The following is a 23,198-nucleotide window of genomic DNA, read 5'->3' on the forward strand; positions in this document are numbered from 1 at the left end:
AAAAGAGAAATATTATGTTATCAAAAAATATCGAAATAGCTTTAAACAAGCAAATCCGCATAGAGGCAGAATCTTCGCAAACCTACCTTTCTATGGCTTGTTGGGCTGAAGTACACGGACTGGAAGGAATTGCGCAATTTATGTACACACAGTCAGACGAAGAGCGTGCACACATGCTAAAATTAGTGAAGTATGTAAACGAACGCGGAGGTCATGCTCAAATTACTGATCTAAAAGCGCCTAAAACATCTTATTCGACTTTCAAAGAAATGTTTGAAGAGCTTTACAATCATGAACTATTCGTTTCAAAATCAATCAACGAATTGGTACACATTACTTTTGAAGAAAAAGATTATGCAACACATAATTTCTTACAATGGTATGTTTCTGAACAAATCGAAGAAGAAGCAACAGCGAAGTCAATCTTAGATAAAATTAACTTAATTGGAGATGACAAAGGCGGACTATACTTGTTCGACCGTGATATTCAACAATTAACGGTTACGAGCTCGATCGCTATTAACCCAAAATAAAAAAAGTTAAAGTTTATTTAGAACATTTAAAAATAACTTTTTTCTTCTATATTTGCCTCTGTTTTTATAATACAGAGGAAAATTGAGCAAGAAAGAAAAAGACAAGGACAAAAAAAAGGATAAGAAGAAAAAGAAGAATAAAGCTGCTATCCTTGAGAACATTAAGAGGTTGGAAAACTGCAAATCTTCTTGTTGTGAGAAATACAAAAAGAGCGAAAAGAAACGCTGCTCGCGTTGTCCTATGTTTGATTTATTCAAAAAAACTGCTTAACGAAATATACAAACCCACCACTAACCGGTGGGTTTTTTAATTTTGGGAATATTGCTCTGAAAGAGCTTTAGCAATAGAATGGCGCGCAGCACTATGAGTAACGATAACGAATATCGGTTACGCCCTGAAAAGGCAGAAGCTTATGCACAAAAGTTGGATTTATATCATTTTCAATTATATTTTATAAAAGAGCAGTTTATTCTTTATTGAAACTTATAATGTATAGTTTTCTTTTGCCCTTTCAGGGCAATTCTGTACCTTAATCTAATTCATAGTGCTGCGCACAATGCTGTTGCTTTTAGGGCTTTCAGCCCTTTCCTTCCCAACTTTTATTCTTGATTCCTTTTTTATCATTCATCCTCAGGTATTAGTTTTGATCTGATGAAAAACGAATTTTTTGTATTATATGAAATACGTAATCTGCAATCTGATAATACTCTATTTTATCCTTTTTGAAAATCCATTTTCATCCGCGTCTTCGTGAAACGAATCCGCGTCATCTGTGTGACCTTCCAGAAGAAGCGCTTAACTTTTGCAATTCACTCGCACAATCCTTAAATCTTTATGTAACTTTGTTGTTATCCGTTGTTACAACTTCGGTTAAAACGAATTTCCCTATTTTTAATATAGATCCTCAAAAAAGACGCGGCATTACTTATGGAAAACCAAATTACGATTCCCAAATCCTCACTTGATTTTTTATCTCTGCTAAAAGAAAATAATAACAAGCCTTGGTTTGAGGTACACAAGCCAGAATATCTAATCGAATTAAATCATATCGAAAACTTTGCAGGTGCTTTGCTTCAGGAACTTTCAAAAACAGATGTTCTGGAAACAGCTTCCGGTAAAAAAAGCGTTTACAGAATTTATCGCGACATTCGCTTTTCTAAAGACAAAACTCCTTTCAAAACCTTTTGGGGAGGCAGTTACACCAGAGCAACAAAAGAAAGACGGGGTGGTTATTATTTTCATCTTGAAAAAGGGAACAGTTTTCTTGCCGGTGGTTTTTGGGGACCAAATGCAGCAGACCTAAAACGCATCAGAGCTGAATTTGGTCACGACTCTCAACCCATGCAGAAAATATTGCAGTCAGAATCATTCGTTAATACTTTTGGGACTTTGCAGGGTGAACAACTTAAAACGGCTCCCAAAGGTTACGACATAAACCATGAAGCTATAGATTTACTCCGTTACAAATCGTTTCTGCTTATCAAGCGTTTTACCGATGAAGAGGTTCTAAGTCCTCTTTTTCTGGAACAGGCTCTTACTACTTTCAAAAACATGAGGCCTTTTTTTGATTATATGAGTGAAATATTAACAACAGATAGTAACGGAGCTTCTGTATTATAAAAATTTAAACCCGACAGGTTTTAAAAACCTGCCGGGTTTGAGTATCAAATGTTTCTACTATTTACTTCAATAGTAAAATTTCATTTACGATTACTTCCGTTACATATCTTTTCTCTCCGTTTTTGTCATCGTAGCTTCGATGGGTCAATTTGCCTTCAACAGCAACTTCTTTTCCTTTCACGACAAACTTTTCGATAATTTCAGCCGTTTTACCCCAGGCTGTAACACGGTGCCATTCGGTTTGTTCGACTTTCTCTCCTTTCTCATTGGTATACTTTTCATTGGTAGCGATACTCAAATGCGCTAATTTTTTACCGTTTTCAAATGTTTTAATTTCCGGATCGTTTCCTACATTCCCAATTAACTGTACTCTGTTTTTCATTGCATTCATGGCGTATAATATTTAAATGTTAGTATAAAATGAATTCGTTCGTCAAATTCAACAGGACAAAGATGCGACGAACACCAGCAATTATCCGGTAGACAAGTATTTACTTTCGGTTGTAACTATTTGTAACCGTTTGTAAATGGAATTTATTTTGTATATTTGAGAGAAACCTTACGATATGCAGACAAAAATCAATAAAGTTGAATTGCGTAATTTGGAATTTGACGACTACAAGCAGCTAAAAGATTCTATGGTAGAATCCTATCCCGAGATGGCAGATTCGTATTGGAAAGAAGAAGATATCAAAAGATTACTTTCTATTTTCCCGGAGGGACAACTCGTTATTCTGGTCGATGGAAAAGTGGTTGGATCGGCCTTATCGTTGATTGTGGATGAAAAGCTAATCGACAAAAGACACAATTACAAACAAGCAACAGGAAACCATACTTTTTCTACCCATAATAAAAATGCAGAGATCCTCTATGGAATCGATGTTTTTATTCACCCTAATTATCGTGGTTTACGTTTAGGCCGACGTTTGTACGATGCGCGAAAAGAGCTTTGCGAACAGTTAAATCTAAAAGCCATTGTTTTTGCCGGCAGAATTCCAAACTATGCCCAGCATTCTAAAAAGCTCACTCCAAAAAATTATATCGACAAAGTAAAACATAAAGAATTACACGATCCGGTACTTTCGTTTCAGTTAAGTAATGACTTTCATGTATTGCGAATTATTAAAAATTACCTTGAAGGCGACGAAGAATCGAAAGAATTTGCGGTACTTTTAGAATGGAACAATGTGTATTACGACGAAAGTCCTAAATTAATCAACCTCGAGAAAAGTGTCATCCGTTTGGGACTGATTCAATGGCAAATGCGTCCGCTTAACAATATTGAAGAATTTTTCGAGCAGGCCGAATTTTTTATCGATGTCGTTTCGGGCTACGGAAGTGATTTTGCCTTATTCCCCGAGCTTTTTATAGCTCCCCTGATGGCTGACTATAATCATTTATCTGAAGCCGAAGCCATTCGTGAACTGGCCCGATATTCAGATCCTATCCGAAAGCGTTTTCAGGAATTTGCCATTTCGTACAATATCAATATCATTACCGGAAGTATGCCTTATCTGGAAAATGGAAACCTTTACAATGTTGGCTTTCTCTGCAAGAGAGACGGAACTTCGGAGATCTATACTAAAATTCACGTAACGCCAAATGAGGTACACCATTGGGGAATGAAAGGCGGCTCTCAGTTTAAAACTTTTGATACGGATTGCGGAAAAATCGGCATTCTGATTTGCTACGATGTCGAGTTTCCGGAACTTTCGAGAATTATGGCCAACGAAGGAATGAATATTTTGTTTGTTCCGTTTTTAACCGATACCCAAAACGCTTACACCAGAGTGAAACACTGTTCGCAGGCACGTGCCATCGAAAATGAATGTTATGTCGCTATTGCCGGCTGTGTGGGTAACCTCCCTAAAGTAAACAATATGGACATTCAATATGCCCAGGCTTCTGTTTTTACACCTTCAGATTTTGCATTTCCAAGTAATGGAATAAAAGCCGAAGCAACTCCAAATACAGAAATGACTCTTATAGTTGATGTTGATTTGAACTTGCTGAAACAACTTCACGAACATGGAAGTGTACGCACGTTAAAAGACAGAAGAACCGATTTGTATGAAATTAAAAAGATAGATTCATGAAAACATGCCTCGAATGCTCTGAAAAAATTGTAGGCAGAGAAGACAAAAAGTTCTGCTCAGACAGCTGTCGAAATGCCTACAATAATAAAATAAATAAAGACAGTACGAATTTCATGCGTAATGTAAACAACAAATTACGAAAAAATTACCGAATTTTGAGCGAACTAAACCCCGACGGGAAATCTAAAGCAACAAGAGATAAAATGACAAACAAAGGTTTTGATTTCGATTTCTTTACCAATATCTTGCAGACCAAAACAGGAAACACCTACTATTTCCTGTATGACCAGGGATATCGCTCTTTGGATAATGATTATTTTATGCTTGTTAAAAAAGAAATATAGTACCTATCTACCATGAAAAAAAACCAGACCTCAATTCTAGCCATAGTTTGCATTCTTGCCATTCTTGGTATTATATACGCCACAATGATGCCGCAGGTAATCTCCAAAGGAGATGAAGCCCTTGCCGAGTTTTCTACGGACAGAGCTTTAAATCAAGTCAAAATTATTGCACAGAAACCGCACTATGTAGGTTCTCTCAATCACGAACTGGTAGCCAACTATCTTAAACTTGAACTGAACCGAATCGGACTGGAGACTAGCGTACAGGAAGGTTACACATTAAATGATTGGGGAATACTGGTAAAATCAAAAAACATTCTCGCCCGTATAAAGGGTACTAACAATACAAAAGCACTTTTACTTCTTTCCCATTATGACAGTGCTCCGCATTCATTTTCAAAAGGTGCCGGTGATGATGCCTCAGGTGTTGCTACGATACTGGAGGGAATCCGGGCTTTTTTATACGCAAAACAACCGCATAAAAATGACATTATCATTCTTTTTTCAGATGCTGAAGAACTGGGCTTAAATGGGGCGGCTCTTTTTGTAAACAGCCATCCATGGGCGAAAGACGTTGGTTTGGTTCTTAACTTTGAGGCCAGAGGATCATCAGGACCGAGTTATATGCTGATGGAAACCAACAAAGGAAATCAAGCACTGGTAAAAGAATTTTCTAATGCAAAAACGAGTTACCCGGTCTCAAATTCACTTATGTACAGCATCTACAAAATGCTTCCTAACGATACCGATTTAACAGTTTTCAGAGAGCAAGGCAACATTCAGGGATTCAACTTTGCATTTATTGACGATCATTACAATTATCATACACAACAAGACGATGTTCAGCACCTGAGTAAAACAACTCTGGCACATCAGGGAACTTATTTAATGCCATTATTAAAATATTTTTCCAATGTAGATTTAAATGCTACAACCTCAACAGAGGATGATGTATACTTTACCGCTCCGTTCTCTTTCATTAATTATCCTTTTTCATGGGTATGGCCGATGACCATAATTGCTTTAGGATTGTTGATTATTTTCATCTTTATAGGAAAAGCAAAACGTGTTATCACTTTCAGAGAGATATTCAAAGGATTTGTCCCTTTACTGGGTTCCATTATCATAGCGGGGCTGGTAACATTTTTAGGATGGAAAATTGTATTACAGATTTATCCACAATATTCTGATTTGCTCAATGGATTCACTTACAATGGCCATGCTTATATTGGTGCATTTGTAACACTAAGTATCGCTATTACGTTTGCTTTCTACCACCATTTCTCAGAAGCTAAAATTACCATGAACCATTTTGTGGCGCCGTTGCTGCTCTGGATCATTATCAATGCATTCATTGCTAATAGTCTGGCTGGTGCCGGTTTCCTGATCATACCGGTATATTTTGGCATACTACTGTTTGGAGTTTTTGTTCTAACCCAACATTACAGTCTGGGTCTCAACCTGCTGTTTAGTATTCCAGCCTTCGTTATCATCGCACCTTTTATCGTAATGTTTCCGGTTGGACTCGGACTAAAAATCCTTTTCGGCAGTGCTATTCTGACTGTATTACTTTTCACACTGGTACTCCCTATCTTTGGTCAGTTTGCTAAAAAAGGAATTTGGACCATCTTCTTCTTTATCGTTTCAATTGGCTTTTTTGTCTACGCAGGTTATCACTCCAATTACGAACGCGGAAAAGCAAAATCAAACAGTTTACTTTACATCTACAATGCCAATACCAACTCCGCACAATGGGCAACCTATGATGTTAACCTTGACGATTGGACCAAAACTTATTTAGGGCAAAAAAATCAGAATGCTGTTGGTTTAAATACATTACCAATAGCCAGTAAATACAATTCGGGTTTTACTTATAGTGCGATTGCTCCCGTAGTAGACATACCAAAACCAACCATTGCATTTTTAAAAGACAGTGTAGTTGGCAATAACAGATACCTGAAAATAAAAATCAGCCCAAACAGAAAGGTAAATCGTTATGATATTTATGCCAATCCAAAAATGATTTTTTTCAATTTCAAAGCTAATGGAGTTACAGCTTCAGGACAAAAAGGAAATCGTCTGGAACGCAATGGTATGAAAATCTTATGTTACTATGTGGTAGGCAATGAACCTCTTGTGATGGAATTCTATATCAACAAATCGGCTGTTATGGATATGGACTTAATTGAAAGTTCTTTTGATTTGATGACGAATCCGCTGCTTAAAGTAAAACCAAGAAGCGATTGGATGATGCCAACACCTTTTGTATTGAATGACGCAGTACTCATTCAGCAAAAAATAAAACGCTACACAGCACCCGCAGCTGTTCCTTCACCCGCAGCAATAGTGAAAGACAGTAGTGCTATAAAAAAAGACAGCTTAAAACCTATTGCAAAGCCAATTGTAAAACCACAATAAAAAACACTTATTATGGCAACAAATATCTCTACAGTACTTTTAAATGCTCCGGCAGAAAAAGTCTGGAATACACTCACTCAGCCTGAGTTGGTCAAACAATGGCAATACGGCAGTGACTTAATCACGGATTGGAAAATTGGTAATGAAATCAGATTCAGAAACGAATGGGAAGGTCAGGTTTTTGAGCAATGGGGAACTGTTTTGGAGATGATCCCCAATCAGAAAATCAAATATTCTTTATTCTTCCCCCGACCGGAATTAGAAGACAAACCCGAGAATTACTTCCTAATGAGTTATGTCTTAACAGAAGAAAATCAAAAAACAAAGCTCGAGATTGTTCAGGAAGACAACCGTCCCGGAGCAGTTCAGGAAAAACCTCAGGGTGAAGAAAACCCAATTTTACAAGCCTTAAAAGCTTTAATCGAATCGTAAAGACGACAATTTATCGACACAGCAAAAAAGATTTCGGTAAATTCTAATTCTTATAGCTTTGCAGCTTTAAACAAAAAATGACACAAATAAGTATTCTGGGCTGTGGCTGGCTAGGGTTACCCCTGGCTAAAAAACTAATAGCAAAAGGACATCTGGTAAACGGATCGACAACTTCTGACAGTAAAATTTCTATTTTAAAAGAATCGGGGATAAACCCTTTTCTGGTTGCGCTTGAAAGTGGAAGTGTTTCCGATAGCACAACCGATTTCTTAAACGAAAGTGAAATCTTAATTATCGATATTCCGCCCAAATTAAGAGAAAATAAGTCCGATGCTTCGATTTCTTCTGAAATGGCATTTGTTCGAAAAATAGAGAATCTAATTCCCTTTATAAAAAAATCAACGGTAAAAAAAGTGCTTTTTGTAAGTTCCACTGCAGTTTACGGAAACGATAATACTACGATCACCGAAGAAACACTTCCAAATCCGGAAACCGAAAGCGGTAAACAATTGCTTTTAGCGGAAGCTTTACTTCAAAAAAATCAGAACTTTGCAACCACAATATTGCGTTTTGGCGGTTTAATCGGAAAAGATCGTCATCCGGTAAAATTTCTGGCAGGAAAAGAAAATCTTGAAAACCCTGATGCACCGGTAAATCTAATCCATCAAAATGATTGTATAGGTATCATCGAAGCCATCCTAAATCAGTCCAAATGGAATGAGGTTTTTAATGCTGTCGCACCTTTTCATCCAACGAGAGAAGAATACTACACTCAAAAAGCAAAAGAACACAATCTGATTCCACCGAAATTCAAAGCTGAAAAATCAAAGATTCAAAAGATTATTTCAAGTGAAAAAATTGAATTGGTTTTAAATTATTCATTTACGCCAGAAGATTATTAAAATTCCTTGTCGGGCTGAGCGAAGTCGAAGCCCCCTTTCACATGCCTTCGATTTCACTCAGAATGACAATTGTTTACCAAAACATAAAAAACTTAAATTACCTTCCTAACTTATATCATTTAAAAAAACTTTGCGAACTTTGCGATAAACCTTTGCTCCTTTGCAGTAAAACTTTACGTTTAAAACTATGGAAACAGTTTATGTCAATTCACCATTAGGAATCACTAAGATCGTTGGAGATGAAGACGGTATTGCTATTGTCTCTGTTTCCGATGTTGGCGACAATGTCGTTTCGCAAACTATTCCAAAGGTCCTGAAAGAGGCCGTTTCACAACTTCAGGAGTATTTTGAAGGTAAAAGAACCGACTTCAATTTAAAACTAAATCCAAAAGGAACTGACTTCCAGCAAAAAGTATGGAAATCACTATTGGAAATCCCATATGGCAAAACCATCAGCTATATGGATCAGACCAAGAAACTGGGTGATGTAAAAGCTATTCGGGCTGTTGCATCAGCAAATGGTAAAAATCCACTGTGGATTGTGGTTCCCTGTCACCGTGTTATTGGTACCAATGGTTCTTTAACAGGTTACGCCGGTGGTCTTTCCCGCAAGAAATGGCTACTGGAACATGAAAATCCCAGTACACAACAGAGTTTATTTTAGTTTTTGAACAAATCATACCTTTACGAAAGCTAAAGGCAAAAAAGTATCTAAATCTTAAAAACATAAGCTATTTCTTATTTTTAAAATCATTTGCGTACTTTTATAAATCTAAATGCCTAAAAATATAAGACGTCTCCATAATGATTGAAAAAATAAACCTTAACAACATTCTTTTCCTTGATATTGAAACTGTACCGGAAGAAGAAAATTTCAATTCGCTTGACGAAGAAATGCAGTCTCTTTGGGATCATAAGACACAATACCAACGCAAAGACGATTTTACTCCTGAGGAATTTTATGAGCGTGCCGGAATCTGGGCTGAATTCGGTAAGATTGTCTGCATTTCGGTTGGTTATTTTACGATCAAAGGCGATGTTAGGAATTTTAGAGTGACCTCTTTTTTTGGAGAGGAAAAGAAAATCCTGCGTGACTTCAATAATCTCATCAACAATCATTTCAATAAACCACAACATTTGTTGTGCGGACACAATGCCAAAGAATTTGACATTCCGTTCATTGCACGACGCATGATCATCAACCAGATTGCGATTCCGGACAAACTTAATTTATTTGGAAAAAAGCCTTGGGAAGTGGCTCATTTAGATACTTTAGAATTATGGAAGTTTGGCGATTACAAGCACTTTACTTCTTTGAAGCTATTGACCAAAATTCTGGGGGTTCCCTCACCAAAAGGCGATATCGACGGCAGTCAGGTCGCACATGTTTTTTATGTCGAAAAAGACATTGACCGAATTGTAACCTATTGTGAAAAAGACACCATAGCTGTAGCACAGATTTTCCTTCGCTTACGTCGTGAAGATTTATTAATAGACGATGAAATAATTCATGTGTAATACCACTTTAAACGATGGATTCAACAATAGCACAGCTCAGACTCATCTCTCAAAAACTTCATAAACCAACTGATAGTACGCCACGAGAAATTGTACAGCATTTAGGTGCCATGCAGGCTCAGGATTACGCAATGGCAAAATGGGCAATTGGATCCCGTTGCGATGCTTCAGAAAAAGTGATCGAAGAAACTATTGATTCCGCACAAATTATCCGAACTCATATTTTAAGACCTACTTGGCATTTTGTTTCCGCTGATGATATTTACTGGATGTTGGATCTTTCCGGACCGCAAGTCAAACGCATTGTAACATCATACGTAAAAAAATACGGTTATGATACTAAGAAATTAGATCAGACTAATGCCGCTATCCAAAAAATACTCGCAGGAAACAATCATCTTACCCGTGAAGAAATCATACAGGAACTTAGTATGACTAAAACTCCCAGTCCTGATCATTTAAGCAGTGCCATTATGATGTATGCCGAACTTGATGGTTTGGTTTGTAACGGAAGAATGAAAGGAAAACAAATGACGTATGCTTTACTTGAAGAAAGAGTTGCTAAACCAAAAGGCAAACTAACCGAAGAAGAAGGTTTAATAAAATTAGCCCTTCGATACTTTGAAAGTCATGGCCCTGCTACTCTTCTTGACTTTTCCTGGTGGTCAGGTTTCTCTCCTACCAGCTGTAAAAAAATCATTAATGCAATTGAATTGCAATTAAACTCTATTATCATTGAGGATCAGAAGTTTTGGTTCAAAAATGATATTTCCACTGAGGATAATTTTCGCGAAAGCATCCATTTTCTTCCGGCCTTCGACGAAATCTTAATTTCGTATAAATCCCGCGAAGCCTCCATCTCACCCGAACATCAACCAAAGGCTTTTACCAACAACGGTATTTTCAAACCCATAATTCTGGAAAACAGCAAAGTCATCGGAACCTGGAAACGCACCATCAAAAAAGATCACGCCAGAATAGAAACCCAATTTTTTAACGAGACTGAAAGTCACAAAAAAGTAGTTCTGTTTGAAGGCATTAAACCTTTTGAAAATTACTTAGGAACCAAAATTCAAATCGAATAATTCGAAATTTCACCAATCGATACTGGTTCGATCAAATACTTCTTGTTTCCTCTTTAAAAATCCTTGCGCATTCTAGGGTTAAATAATTACATTTACAAAAAAATATAATTATGGTATTGAGCAGATTTTGGTTAGCTATTTTTGTGTCTTCAATTTTATTTGTGGTAGTGAGTTTGTTTACCGGTAACAGTTACACGCTCGATTTTATTTTGAACGGACAAAAAGATGACCCAATTCTGGTTTCTGAAAAATATCTGGAGCAGATTCCTGCTTTTGTGCGAGACAGCATCGACTTAAAAGAAGATAAAACCATGATTGTAAACAGGGACTTAACCAATCCTGATACTACTTATGTTTACAAGAACAAAACGGTAAAAATTTATAGTGGTGTCCAAAAATCAGACGGTTTACTGCCAACCTGTAAAAGCACTTTGATCGACATTATCATTCCATTAATTGCCTACTTAGCCTTTTTTTGCGGATTGATGGAACTTTTAATCGTTTCCGGAGCTTCCGAAAAACTGGCCAGATTCCTAAGTCCGATGTTTACCAAAGTATTCCCTACGGTTCCTAAAAACCACCCGTCGATATCCTATATGACCTTAAATTTTGCTGCAAACTTCCTTGGTTTAGATTCTGCTGCCACACCATTTGGACTAAAAGCAATGGAGAGCTTACAGGAACTGAATGTAGAAAAAGACAAGGCAAGTGACGCCCAAATCATGTTTATGTGTCTGCATGCATCTGGTTTGACCCTGATTCCAACGTCAATTATTGGATATCGCGCCGCAGCAAACGCAGCCAATCCGGCGGATGTTATGCTTCCGTGTATCATCACTTCACTAATTGGAACTGTCGCAGCATTCCTGATCGTGGGAATCAGACAAAAAATAAATTTCAAAAGCGCTTCATTGGTACTTGCATTAATGGCCATTATTGCTGCGATCATAGGATTATTGTTCTACGTTAATCACTTAGACTTAATTGGAAAAAACTATTTCACTTCTAATCTTTCAGGATTGATGTTAATAGGAATCATTGGCGTTACACTGATTTTCTCATTCATTCATGAGAAGAAATTTGTAGCGCAGGACACTACAATGTTCGATACTTTTGTAGAAGGGGCTAACAATGGTTTGAAAACCGGAGTTAAAATTTTCCCTTATGTTTTAGGAATGCTAGTTGCCATCTCTCTTTTTAGAAATAGTGGCTTATTTGAAATTATCAGCAATGGAATCGGATTTATCTTTAGCAGCATTGGAGTAAGTTCCGAAATCATAAATGCATTACCGGTTGCCTTACTTAGACCTTTTAGCTCAGGAGGTTCCAGAGGATTCTTACTGGACTCGATGAGTACTTTCGGAGCAGATTCCCTTACCGGACGTTTGAGCAGTATTTTCCAATGTAGTGCCGAAACTACTTTTTATGTAATTGCGGTTTACTTCGGATCTGTAAATATCAAAAACACCCGCTATGCTCTTACCACCATGTTATTGGTTGACTTTATTTGTGTAATCGCTGCAATTTTTGTGGCAAGCTGGTTTTTTTAACATCAAATAAAAATAGTAATTTTCTTATATATTTTATTGATGTGTATAAATATTTTGTACTATTGCTGTTTCAATAATACAAAATACACGAGTGGCAAATACCTATCATCAAGTTTATATACAGGCCGTTTTTGCTGTCAAATATAGAGAAGCGCTTATAAATAGCGAATGGAAATCGAAGTTGTTAAGCATTCTCGGTAATCTGATAAACGAAACGGGCTGCAAAACCATAATTGTAAATGGTACCGAAAATCATGTTCATTGCTTTCTGGATTTAAAACCAAACGTTTCTATTTCTGAACTAATGAAAACCGTAAAAGAAAAATCATCGAAATACATCAATGATCATAAGCTGACAAAATCCAGGTTCGAATGGCAGGAAGGTTATGGTGTTTACTCCTATAGCCAATCTCATATTGATGCGGTATACAAATACATCCTAAATCAGGAAGAACATCACAAAAAGCAATCTTTCAAAGAAGAATATTTTACACTTTTAGAGAGATTTCAGGTTTCTTATGATGAAAAATACCTATTTAATGATCTTATATGAGCCGATCCTACGGATCTTTAAATTCCGTAGAAATGAAATATTTTGTAGCAATGGATTTCAATCCGTTGATTAAGAAACATATTAAAATGAGATCTTTTACAAAACCTAAAAATATAAACCGATCTGATGGATCTTTAAATTTCGTTACCGCATATTTTTGACCGGATTAAAATCCGGCCCTACAATATTGGTCGAGCCAAAGGCTCTTTCTCAAAGGTTACAAATTCCGTAAGAATGAACTATTTTATAGCAACGGATTTTAATCCGTTGATTAAAGAAACATATTAAAATAAAAACCATTTAATCAAAGTCAAAAAAATAACAAACCATGAAACCACAATACCTTTTTCTTCTATCACTTGTAATCGCCTGCCAAAAACCAAAACCAGAATCGCAAATAACTAACACAACCTCTAAAAATAAGACCGAAACCCTAACTTCTGCCAAAGAAAAATTCTTAAAAACAGATACCATAACGATTATCGATGAGGGAGAGAATTCAGCAAAAAACTATATTCTTGCACATCTTATCGACCAAAAGACAGATAAAGACAGTATCATAACCGGAAATTACCAACTTGATTTTTATCAAAATAAAACCAAAACGGTTTCTTCAAAAATCTCTATTAAAGGAATCGAAAAAGGTTCTGAATGGGGAGCTTCTTTTGGATTGACTCCAGCCACGGCTAAAAACTCTCCGTTTATACACATTAGTTTTGGATATCCTGCTTGCGGTTATAATCAGAACAATTACTTATACTATCTGAAAAATAAAAACGTACAATTGGTTCACGAGTGGTCCAGCATGTCCGACAGTGGCTGGGGCGGCTGGGTTGAATTCGGAAATCCTTCTGCAAAAACGGATCCGGATTCCTTCTATTGCAAAACTGTTTTCTTCGAACCTGATGACAATGACGAGAATATGGGAACAGTTAAATATTCCGATTCAACTGTTTTTCGCTTGATTGGAAATCAGTGGAAAAAAAAACTGCTTACCAAAGAAGATCATGCTTATTTTGAGAAGAAAATGAGTTTTGATGACTTCCACAGTCAAAAATAAAGGATCAAAAACAGGCCTTATTCAAATTCTTTCTTAGGTAAATAATTTCTAACTTTGTAAAAAACAAAACAATGATTGATTTTATATACCAAGACCCTTATCCTATTTTGAAGGATGATACGCAATACCGCAAAATCACCTCTGATTTTGTAAAGGTGGAGCAATTTGGACAACGTGAAGTTTTAACCGTTGATCCAAAAGGATTAGAATTATTAGCTGAAGAAGCTCTTACCGATGTTTCGTTCATGTTACGAACGACCCATTTACAAAAATTAAGAAATATACTTGACGATCCGGAAGCTACAGATAACGATCGTTTTGTGGCTTACAACTTGTTACAAAATGCATCCGTTGCTGCCGAAGGTCAGTTACCAAGCTGTCAGGATACCGGAACGGCTATCGTAATGGCAAAAAAAGGAGAAAGCATTTTTACCGGTGTTGATGATGCTGAATGGTTAAGCAAAGGAATTTTCAATACCTATCAAAAACGTAATCTTCGTTATTCTCAAATTGTTCCGATTTCGATGTTTGAAGAAAAAAATTCAGGATCAAATCTTCCGGCACAAATTGATATCTATGCTAAAAAAGGAGCTTCGTACGAGTTTTTATTCATGGCAAAAGGTGGTGGATCTGCGAATAAAACCTACTTGTACCAGCAAACGAAATCTTTACTGAATGATAAATCTATGGATGCTTTCATTCGTACGAAAATTAAAGATTTAGGAACATCGGCTTGTCCTCCGTATCACTTGGCTTTAGTAATTGGAGGAACTTCTGCTGAAGCGAATCTAAGCGCTGTTAAAAAAGCATCTGCCGGTTACTATGACAACCTTCCTACTTCAGGAAATATGGCCGGTCAGGCGTTTCGTGATTTAGAATGGGAAGAGCGTGTTCAGAAAATCTGTCAGGAAAGTGAGATTGGTGCTCAGTTTGGCGGAAAATATTTCACGCATGATGTTCGTGTAATTCGTTTGCCTCGTCACGCAGCTTCTTGTCCGGTTGGATTGGGAGTTTCTTGTTCAGCAGACAGAAATATCAAAGGAAAGATTACCAAAGACGGAATCTTCGTTGAGCAATTGGAAGTAAATCCAAAGCAATTTTTACCGGAAACAGCTCCACACTTAGAAGCTCCTGTTGAAATTGATTTAGATCAGCCGATGGCCGATATTTTAGCCAAATTATCTCAATATCCAATTAAAACCCGTCTAAAACTTAACGGAACTGTAATTGTAGCCCGTGATATTGCACATGCCAAAATCATGGAATTACTGGAAGCTGGTAAACCAATGCCAGAATACTTTAAAAATCACCCTGTTTATTACGCCGGACCTGCAAAAACGCCTGAAGGAATGGCTTCAGGAAGTTTTGGACCGACAACTGCGGGACGTATGGACGTTTATGTAGATGAATTTCAAAAACATGGAGGCAGTATGATCATGCTGGCCAAAGGAAACCGTACCAAACAGGTAACAGATGCCTGCCAGAAATATGGTGGATTCTATCTAGGCTCTATTGGAGGTCCTGCCGCTATTTTAGCACAAGACAACATCTTAAAAGTTGAAGTGGTAGATTTTGAAGAATTAGGAATGGAAGCGGTTCGTAAAATTACCGTTAAAGATTTCCCGGCTTTTATCATTACAGATGATAAAGGGAATGATTTTTTTGAAAATCTTTAAACTAAGGTTCTTAGATACTGAGGCACTAAGATTCTAAGTGTTTAAAATGATAAAAACCGCCTTAGGGCGGTTTTATTTTTTACTAACTATTACTCTTTGCACCTCAGTACCTTAGAGCCTTAGTCCCTTATTCCAACTCTTCACTTTCGAAAGCAATAAAATGAGACAATTGCCCCTTTAAATTAAAAACGGGACGCGCATTGATTTTACATTTATAGGTTCTGCCGTCTTTTCTATAGTTTTCAAGTGTTTTTTCGAAAGGAATTCGTTGCTGAATAGCTTCTTTAATTTCTTTAAGTACAGTTTTTGAAGTCGCTGGTCCCTGAAACATTTTAGGAGTTTTACCCAAAACTTCTTCTTCCTTGTAACCTGTCATTTTTCTGATTCCATTTGAAGCAAAAACTATTTTCAAGTCTAAATCGGTAACCAGGACTACTTCATTCTTCATTCGTTCTTCAATTTCCAGATTTTTAGCATCCCAGATAAACTGACTCGAAATTTTATTAACTTTTTTTACATCGGTAAGAATCGCTTTCAGCTCTTTTAAATGTTCACAATGAAAATCCCAAGCCATAATTGGGACTGAATTACGATGAGAGACTTCTTCAAATTTGTTCGTTTTCATTGCGAATGATTCAATATTAATGTGCCCTTTCTCTCAAAGGTAGAAAGAAAATTCATCACAAAAGAATAAATTACAGGATTTAATTATTCCTTAATCCAATTAGAAGGAAAATTTAAGCTGGACTACTACTGCCTTTTTTTCTTCTGTATTTAGATTGTTCAAGGAAATCCCCAATAGCCGAACCGAATCTTTCATTCGTTCCTGATACAAAAGCTCCTCAACGGTCTCTAAAATCAAACTTTTATCGGAAATAAAGTATGGCAGCGTCTTACTGCGTGTTTGTTGCGTAAAATCACTGTATTTGATTTTAAGCGTCACGGTTTTGCCCGAGATATTATATTTCTTTAACCGCCTTTCTAAAGATGCCGCAATCTTTTCAAGCTGTTCGAGCATAAAAATTTCAGAGGATAAGTTGACATCGAAGGTGTGTTCCGCCGCAACTGATTTCGTTACACGAGACGCTTTTACTTCACTATTATGAATTCCGCGAACCACATTGTAATAAAAAGCCCCCGATTTTCCGAAATGTTTCTCCAAAAACTCTACTTCTTTGCTCTTAAGATCAGCTCCTGTAAAAATTCCTAATTGATACATCTTTTCGGTGGTTACTTTTCCAACCCCATAAAACTTCCGAATGGGCAGTTCTTCCAAAAAGCTCAAAACCTCGTCCGGATTAACCGTTTTCTGTCCGTTTGGTTTGTTAACATCCGAGGCAATTTTCGCCACAAACTTATTAATCGAAATTCCCGCAGAAGCCGTGAGTCCAACCTCATTCAGAATTCGGAGTCTGATTTCCTGTGCGAGCAGACTGGCACTTGGATTCCCTTTCTTGTTTTGTGTCACATCAAGATAAGCTTCATCCAGCGAAAGAGGCTCCACCAGATCGGTATATTCATGAAATATTTTATGAATTTTATTTGAGATCTCTTTGTAACGGTCAAAACGCGGACGTACAAAAATAATTTCCGGACAATATTTTTTGGCCAAAACACCACTTATGGCACTTCGTACCCCAAATTTTCGCGCTTCGTAACTTGCTGCCGAAACCACTCCTCTATTCTCCGATCCACCCACAGCAACGGGTTTTCCGCGTAAAGCGGGATTATCCATCTGCTCTACCGAAGCATAAAAAGCATCCATATCAATGTGAATGATTTTTCGATATGTTGGGGTTTCAGACATACTACAAATTTAAAGAGGAAAGACACAAAAAGCGTCGAAAATAATCATAAAAATATCCTCTCAAATCCTCCCTTAAAATTCATTCCAAATCTCAAATTCCAAATCCCAAACTTCACGTTTTACATTTCACATTTCACCTTTTACATATAGCTATTCGTAAAGATTCTTAAGTTAATAGTCTCAAACGAATCCTTTTCGTTATTTTTGTAATTCTACATTAAAGGATTAAAATGCGAACATTTGTTATAGGCGACATACACGGCGGATTACTCGCGCTTGAACAAGTGATGAAAAAAGCCCAAGTTACCACACAAGATACTCTTATTTTTTTAGGCGATTATGTTGACGGATGGAGTCAGTCTCCACAAGTAATTGAATATTTAATGGACTTAAAGAGCAAACAGAACTGTATTTGCATTAGAGGAAATCACGACGAACTGCTTTTGTCCTGGTTTAAAAGCAAAACTGACGACGTTGACGAAACTTTATGGTTCAAACACGGTGGAGAAGCAACTGTTCTGGCCTATGAAAAACTCACTGCGGAAGAAAAACAGACACATATTGCTTTCCTCGAATCATTGGAAGATTATTACCTTGACGATCAAAACCGTTTATTTGTTCATGCAGGTTTTACCAATCTGAACGGCATCAAATATGAATATTTTCCAAAATTATTCTATTGGGACAGAACACTCTGGGAGACGGCTCTTTCGCTAGATCCTAATTTAAAAGTCGGTGATGCACTTTATCCTAAGCGTTTTACGTTGTATAAAGAAATCTATATCGGACATACTCCTGTGACCCGAATTGGTGAAACAACTCCCGTACAAAAAGCGAATGTCTGGAACGTTGATACCGGTGCTGCTTTTAAGGGCCCGTTGACTATTTTGGACGTCGATACGAAAGAATTCTGGCAGAGCGAACCGTTAAATGAACTGTATTCTTCTGAAAAAGGCAGGAATTAACTCCTAAAAAGGCTATTTTTGCACTTTACAAATAATTAAAATTTATATTTATGAAAAAGGTAATTACACTTTTGTTTTTAGTATCATTTGGATTCACACAAGCACAAGAGGCTTTTAAAGGTAAAGGAGATGTTAGAGTGAATGTTGGAGCTAACTTACAAGATGGTGGTTCCGGAATTCAGGGTTCTGTAGATTTTGGTCTTGGAGAAAATTTCTCTTTTGGCTTTGTAGCCAATTATCTATTAGGAGTAGACAACTTTAATGGTTTCTATCACAACAATCCAACTCCATACACGGATTTAAAACCGAAGTTTAGTGATCGTTTTGATGCTAAAGCCAGAATTAATGCTAACCTAAGCAGTGTTATTGGGGTTAAACAATTGGATGTTTACCCTGGTTTAAGTTTAGGACTGCGCAACTTTGGAGGTCATGTTGGCGGACGTTATTTCTTTACGGACGGATTTGGCGTTTTCACAGAAATTGGGTTTCCAATTGCAAAATATGGAAACAACAACGATGTATTTGATCATTTAAACAATCAGGCAACTTTTAGTTTAGGAGCTTCATTTAATTTACAATAAACTTAACGGATAAAGAAGTATTTCTTCTAAAATTGCCGGAGAGCAAGATTTATAAAATCAAAAAACCGCCTAATTGGGCGGTTTTTGTTTTTATCTGCTTAGCAAAATACTCCAATGAGCCCCGCTATACACTTTATACTTTTCCGAGAAATTCCCCTGATTGACTGCGAGTGAGAAATTTAAAAGACTGTTGAAGTAACAAACATCAGTCCCTATTTCAGCCTCACCAAATGTATGGACTAATTTCAGTTTCCCTTGATATACTTTTTTAGTGTCATTAAAAATCTGAACTTTCACAATGTCTCCTGCTTTCAAATCTAAATTTTCGGCGGTCTTCTTATCAATATTGGTCCAGACGTTACCATACTGAATATCCAAAACGGGAATACCTCCTTTAATACTTCCATTTTCAAAAATCGGTTTCTGATAATCAATTTTCACAACTTCGTTAGGCAGCTTAGAACCCACTTCTTCAAATGTAATGGTTCTTGAGGCTAAACGTGCTCCGGTAAAAGCATATACATCGCGTCCATGAAAAGTATACGATTCATTTGAATTTCGGCGGCGGTTTTTTACTTCATCTATTTCACGAATTTCCTGAATCCCCAGTTGTTCTGCAATTAATGTCAACGTTCCGTTATCAGGAGTTACAAAATAATGTCCTGATTTGGTAAGCAAAACCACAGAATGTCTTGCGGTTCCCACTCCAGGATCGCAAACAGATACAAATACAGTTCCTGCAGGATAGTATTGTGCAGTTTGTGACAAACGGTAAGCGGCCTCCCAAATATTAAACGCCGGAATTTCGTGGGTCAGATCAAATATTTTCAAGTCTGTTGAAACTCCCATTGCCACACCTTTCATTGCAGATACTGCTCCGTCTTTCAACCCAAAATCAGATTGAAAAACCAGCACGTTATTCTGAGAAAAGCCACTAAAACTGATGCCGTACAAAAAAAGGAATAGGTATAATTTCATCATGATTTTTTTTAGCATTACTGAACAAACAAACTTACAAAAAGCTGTCTAACCGTGACATACAAAAATTACATCTGAGAACTCCATAAAAAAGCCCCGCAATTTGCGGGGCTTTCTGTTTTAAAACTACAATTTTATTTTTTAGCGAATTTCTTAACGATTCTTTTGGTACCGTTATTTAGTTCGATAACATAAAGTCCTGTTTTTAAAGTTCTCACATCAATCGGATTTCCGGAAAGCTCACCAGAACTCACTTGCTGACCCAATGTATTGGTGATTCTGAAAGTATATCCAGTATTATCTGCCAATGAAACATTCAATTCATCAGCAACCGGATTTGGATACAATGCAAATCTTGCCGTTTCATTAGTTTCCGCTAATCCTGCTGCAATTTCCTGATTTACAATAGCTCCTGAAGCTGTAATATTGATCGAATAATCTTCTACTTGTCCATAAGAAAATGACTCACAAGAAGTTGGTATTCCGTTGTATTTCATCGAAACTCTAAGTCTTGTTGTACCAAGTGTCGCTGTAGCCGGAATTGTAATGGTTCCAGTTGCTGTAGCCGCTGTAGAGGTTGCTTTTGTCCAAACTGTTTCACCAGCATCTGTAAAGTCTCCATCTTGGTTGTAATCGATAAAAACGGCATATCCTTCGCTGTAAATAGTAGAAGTCCAAACCGGAGTGATTGTTACCGTATAAGCTGTTCCTCTCGCAGCATTTGTCGAGATAGCGGTATAGTTTTCATAACCGGTTGTTCCTGTTGAAGTATTGTTGATGGTACCGAATACCACTTTTCCAATTCTCTCGTCTACAGTACTATTCCCCTGAGAGTTACAGTAGTTTAAAGATGCAGCTGTAGTCGTAACACTTACAGCATTACTTGCTGCTGAAACATTTCCTGCCGCATCTTTAGCTTTTACACTAAAGCTATAGGTTGTCAACGCTGTCAAACCAGTTACTGTATAATTGGTTGTCGTAGACGAACCTTTAAGAGTTGTTCCCTGGTAAATATCATATCCGGTAACTCCTACGTTATCTGTTGAAGCCGTCCATGTCAAATTAGTTGTAGAACCTGTTGTTCCGGAAGCAGCAAGATTTGTTGGAGCTGATGGTGCAACGGTATCGTTTGATCCTACATAAGCTGCCCCAACACCTACGGCATAAAATGCATTGGTGGTTGCAATAACTTCAGGTGAACCCGCACCATACAAATCAATAGCCGATTGTATTCCTGAAGTTCTTGCATTGGCAAAAGTAGAGTTTGCTGTTAAATACACGCTTTCCAGACGGTACGCGATTTTTGCTGCTTTATCAATGGTAATTCCGGTTACGTTATAGGCATTTCCAATATCGTTTGTCCCCGATTTACCAACAGACAAAATGTAAAACCAATGGTTCAATACACCAGAGTTGGTATGAACACCGCAATAATCGTTACTGCTTGTTGGTGTACAATTTGGATTGATCCAATAGGTTCCGCCATAAGTATCCGGCTGGCCTTCAGAATTTGGATCACTCATAGAACGTAAGGCAAGGTGTCCGGATCTTCTTTCGATATCTTCACCTATTAACCACGGAGATTTTGTTGGTGCTGCGGCATATTCAATACAGGCTCCCCAAATATCAGAGAACGCTTCATTTAAAGCTCCGGATTCTTTTTGATAAGCCAGATTTGCTGTATAGGTACAAACAGCATGTCCTATTTCGTGTCCAGCAACATCAATTGCTGTTAAGATATCAAAATAAGTTCCGCTTCCGTCACCATAAGTCATTACACTTCCATTCCAATAAGCATTGTCATAAGCATTGCTGTAATGTACGTAGCTTTTTATGATAGCACCGGCATTGTCAAAGCTGTTTCTACCGTGTACTGTTGACCAGTAATCGTATGTTTTTTCAGCTCCCCAATGCGCATCCAAAGCTCCATTGTCTTTGTTCGCATTGTTATACTCAGCAGCGGTCCAGTTATTATCAGCATCTGTAAAATTTACGGCAGCGGTATAACTGGTTCCCTTTTTCATATTGTAGGTGTTGATTCCTAAACCTCTTGTGGCATCGGCAAGTATATAGGACGCTCCGCTTAAGGTCGTTTGTATCACCTGCGTCCCGCTGTAACGTGTCGCGGCATTGGCTGCAACAAAAGCTTTTTTGGAATTTGTCTCCTCTTTTTGATTTACTGCTTTGGCAGTTTTTAGTTTATTTCCGTGGCTGTATTCACCAAGATGTTTTATGGTTGCGTTATAAAACAGGACTTTACCGGTTTCTGCATCGATATACAAATCACCGCGGCTTACCGGATTGGTGGCATAAATATCAAATTTATAAGCCAATCTCACCTTATCTGACTTTCTGGTTTCACCCTGCTCTTCCATGGCCGGCAATAAAACCAATTCGCCTTTTGGCTTCTCATAGTTCATTGCTGCAGCATCTTGCGGGTTTTCCCATAGGTATTGTTTGGCTCCTGTATAAGCAACCGCTCTGTCGAAAGCTGCTTTACTGGATAGTTTTGGAGTTGTTTTTACATTTTGAAGGGCATAAAACTCTCCGTTCATTGAAACTAATTTTCCGTCTTTGGAATGTAGGGTGTAATTGGCAAATTCTACTTTAATGCCTTGTTCGTACAATTGAAATTTTTCATGTGTAAAACCTTCTCTGTCAGATTCGATCTTAATTTTCGAAAAGGATTGGTTGTCTTTCAAACCCAATTGTTCTCTAAAAACAGTGTTGTAATCTGTTCCTCTGTAAGTAGATTTATCACTAAAAGTGATTAAGCTTGGTTGTCCATTTTCTGATACATTTTTCTGACTTACCCGTTTATCTGTGTTTTGGGCAAATCCTGATACTGAAAATGTAAGAATAACAACGGCTGATGCCATGCATTTTGGTAATTTTCTGTTCATAATAATGTGGTATTTAGTTTGGTTAAATGGATTACAAATAAAATATTAAACGTAAGTAAATACTTTATTTTAAGTTAAAAGTATTTCATTTCGGTTAATTAATCGATTAAATTTGCCGTTAATCGATTAAATGCAACATTTTTTACTTTAAATTCACTTTTATTTAACAAACTATA

The 23,198-nt window shown here is 37.2% G+C and carries 22 protein-coding genes; 17 read left to right on the forward strand and 5 right to left on the reverse strand.

Translation table 11 applies throughout. The annotated features are described in order from the left end of the window. Positions 1-14: 14 nt before the first annotated feature. The 3 genes from ACAM30_RS07625 to ACAM30_RS07635 all read left to right on the forward strand — a co-directional run bounded on the left by ACAM30_RS07625 (position 15) and on the right by ACAM30_RS07635 (position 2,154). Positions 15-533, forward strand: coding sequence for a ferritin (locus tag ACAM30_RS07625; protein WP_369617949.1), 519 nt, complete (start codon positions 15-17; stop codon positions 531-533). Positions 534-615: 82 nt separating this feature from the next. Beyond that, on the forward strand, positions 616-804 hold the full coding sequence (locus ACAM30_RS07630; protein WP_202702635.1) for a hypothetical protein: 189 nt from the start codon (positions 616-618) through the stop codon (positions 802-804). A gap of 657 nt (positions 805-1,461) precedes the next feature. Further along, complete coding sequence (locus ACAM30_RS07635) at positions 1,462-2,154, forward strand: DUF2461 domain-containing protein (protein ID WP_369617950.1); 693 nt, start codon at positions 1,462-1,464, stop codon at positions 2,152-2,154. A 61-nt stretch (positions 2,155-2,215) separates the two neighbouring features. Here ACAM30_RS07635 and ACAM30_RS07640 read toward each other — a convergent pair whose 3' ends face one another. Next, a complete protein-coding gene (locus tag ACAM30_RS07640; protein ID WP_369617951.1) occupies positions 2,216-2,545 on the reverse strand; it encodes a single-stranded DNA-binding protein in 330 nt (109 codons plus the stop codon). 175 nt (positions 2,546-2,720) lie between these two features. Between ACAM30_RS07640 and ACAM30_RS07645 the strand changes: the two genes are divergently transcribed. From ACAM30_RS07645 to ACAM30_RS07700, 12 genes are all read left to right on the forward strand, one after another. Then, a complete protein-coding gene (locus tag ACAM30_RS07645) occupies positions 2,721-4,250 on the forward strand; it encodes a GNAT family N-acetyltransferase (RefSeq protein ID WP_369617952.1) in 1,530 nt (509 codons plus the stop codon). Next, positions 4,247-4,594: a hypothetical protein gene (locus tag ACAM30_RS07650; protein ID WP_369617953.1), complete on the forward strand. Its 348-nt coding sequence runs from the start codon at positions 4,247-4,249 to the stop codon at positions 4,592-4,594. Before ACAM30_RS07645 ends, ACAM30_RS07650 begins: the two co-directional genes overlap by 4 nt. Before the next feature lie 12 nt (positions 4,595-4,606). Beyond that, positions 4,607-7,012 carry a M28 family peptidase gene (locus ACAM30_RS07655; RefSeq protein ID WP_369617954.1) on the forward strand — a complete coding sequence of 802 codons (2,406 nt, stop codon included), beginning with the start codon at positions 4,607-4,609 and terminating at the stop codon, positions 7,010-7,012. A 12-nt stretch (positions 7,013-7,024) separates the two neighbouring features. Further along, positions 7,025-7,444, forward strand: a complete 420-nt coding sequence (locus tag ACAM30_RS07660) for an SRPBCC family protein (RefSeq protein WP_369617955.1) — start codon at positions 7,025-7,027, stop codon at positions 7,442-7,444. Between the two features lie 77 nt (positions 7,445-7,521). Further along, positions 7,522-8,346, forward strand: coding sequence for an NAD-dependent epimerase/dehydratase family protein (locus ACAM30_RS07665; protein ID WP_369617956.1), 825 nt, complete (start codon positions 7,522-7,524; stop codon positions 8,344-8,346). A 187-nt stretch (positions 8,347-8,533) separates the two neighbouring features. Further along, positions 8,534-9,010 carry a methylated-DNA--[protein]-cysteine S-methyltransferase gene (locus tag ACAM30_RS07670; RefSeq protein ID WP_369617957.1) on the forward strand — a complete coding sequence of 159 codons (477 nt, stop codon included), beginning with the start codon at positions 8,534-8,536 and terminating at the stop codon, positions 9,008-9,010. A gap of 140 nt (positions 9,011-9,150) precedes the next feature. Next, positions 9,151-9,864 carry a 3'-5' exonuclease gene (locus tag ACAM30_RS07675; RefSeq protein ID WP_369617958.1) on the forward strand — a complete coding sequence of 238 codons (714 nt, stop codon included), beginning with the start codon at positions 9,151-9,153 and terminating at the stop codon, positions 9,862-9,864. Between the two features lie 14 nt (positions 9,865-9,878). Continuing rightward, entirely contained in the window at positions 9,879-10,949 is a 1,071-nt protein-coding gene (locus ACAM30_RS07680; protein WP_369617959.1) for a winged helix DNA-binding domain-containing protein, read from the forward strand. Positions 10,950-11,059: 110 nt separating this feature from the next. Further along, the gene (locus ACAM30_RS07685) at positions 11,060-12,499 is read left to right on the forward strand and encodes a nucleoside recognition domain-containing protein (RefSeq protein ID WP_369617960.1); all 1,440 of its coding nucleotides are present in this window, start codon (positions 11,060-11,062) and stop codon (positions 12,497-12,499) included. Positions 12,500-12,590: 91 nt separating this feature from the next. Beyond that, entirely contained in the window at positions 12,591-13,052 is a 462-nt protein-coding gene (gene tnpA, locus ACAM30_RS07690) for an IS200/IS605 family transposase (protein ID WP_369617961.1), read from the forward strand. A gap of 328 nt (positions 13,053-13,380) precedes the next feature. Continuing rightward, the gene (locus ACAM30_RS07695) at positions 13,381-14,112 is read left to right on the forward strand and encodes a hypothetical protein (protein WP_369617962.1); all 732 of its coding nucleotides are present in this window, start codon (positions 13,381-13,383) and stop codon (positions 14,110-14,112) included. A gap of 71 nt (positions 14,113-14,183) precedes the next feature. Then, on the forward strand, positions 14,184-15,788 hold the full coding sequence (locus tag ACAM30_RS07700) for a fumarate hydratase (RefSeq protein ID WP_369617963.1): 1,605 nt from the start codon (positions 14,184-14,186) through the stop codon (positions 15,786-15,788). A 127-nt stretch (positions 15,789-15,915) separates the two neighbouring features. On the opposite strand, the gene ACAM30_RS07705 is transcribed toward ACAM30_RS07700, so the two are convergent. Together ACAM30_RS07705 and dinB are read right to left on the reverse strand one after the other, a co-directional pair. Next, a complete protein-coding gene (locus ACAM30_RS07705; RefSeq protein WP_369617964.1) occupies positions 15,916-16,413 on the reverse strand; it encodes a PAS domain-containing protein in 498 nt (165 codons plus the stop codon). 99 nt (positions 16,414-16,512) lie between these two features. Further along, complete coding sequence (gene dinB / locus ACAM30_RS07710) at positions 16,513-17,595, reverse strand: DNA polymerase IV (RefSeq protein WP_369617965.1); 1,083 nt, start codon at positions 17,593-17,595, stop codon at positions 16,513-16,515. A gap of 230 nt (positions 17,596-17,825) precedes the next feature. Between dinB and ACAM30_RS07715 the strand changes: the two genes are divergently transcribed. Further along, the gene (locus ACAM30_RS07715) at positions 17,826-18,560 is read left to right on the forward strand and encodes a metallophosphoesterase family protein (RefSeq protein WP_369617966.1); all 735 of its coding nucleotides are present in this window, start codon (positions 17,826-17,828) and stop codon (positions 18,558-18,560) included. Positions 18,561-18,610: 50 nt separating this feature from the next. After that, on the forward strand, positions 18,611-19,141 hold the full coding sequence (locus tag ACAM30_RS07720; RefSeq protein WP_369617967.1) for a DUF6646 family protein: 531 nt from the start codon (positions 18,611-18,613) through the stop codon (positions 19,139-19,141). 90 nt (positions 19,142-19,231) lie between these two features. Here the strand turns inward: ACAM30_RS07720 and ACAM30_RS07725 are convergent, their stop codons facing one another. Both ACAM30_RS07725 and ACAM30_RS07730 read right to left on the reverse strand, forming a co-directional pair. After that, positions 19,232-20,122 carry an S-adenosyl-l-methionine hydroxide adenosyltransferase family protein gene (locus ACAM30_RS07725; RefSeq protein WP_369617968.1) on the reverse strand — a complete coding sequence of 297 codons (891 nt, stop codon included), beginning with the start codon at positions 20,120-20,122 and terminating at the stop codon, positions 19,232-19,234. Positions 20,123-20,253: 131 nt separating this feature from the next. Further along, positions 20,254-23,022: a M4 family metallopeptidase gene (locus tag ACAM30_RS07730; RefSeq protein ID WP_369617969.1), complete on the reverse strand. Its 2,769-nt coding sequence runs from the start codon at positions 23,020-23,022 to the stop codon at positions 20,254-20,256. Positions 23,023-23,198 lie beyond the last annotated feature (176 nt).

The sequence above is a fragment of the Flavobacterium sp. CFS9 genome, assembly GCF_041154745.1.
Classification (GTDB): Bacteria; Bacteroidota; Bacteroidia; order Flavobacteriales; family Flavobacteriaceae; genus Flavobacterium.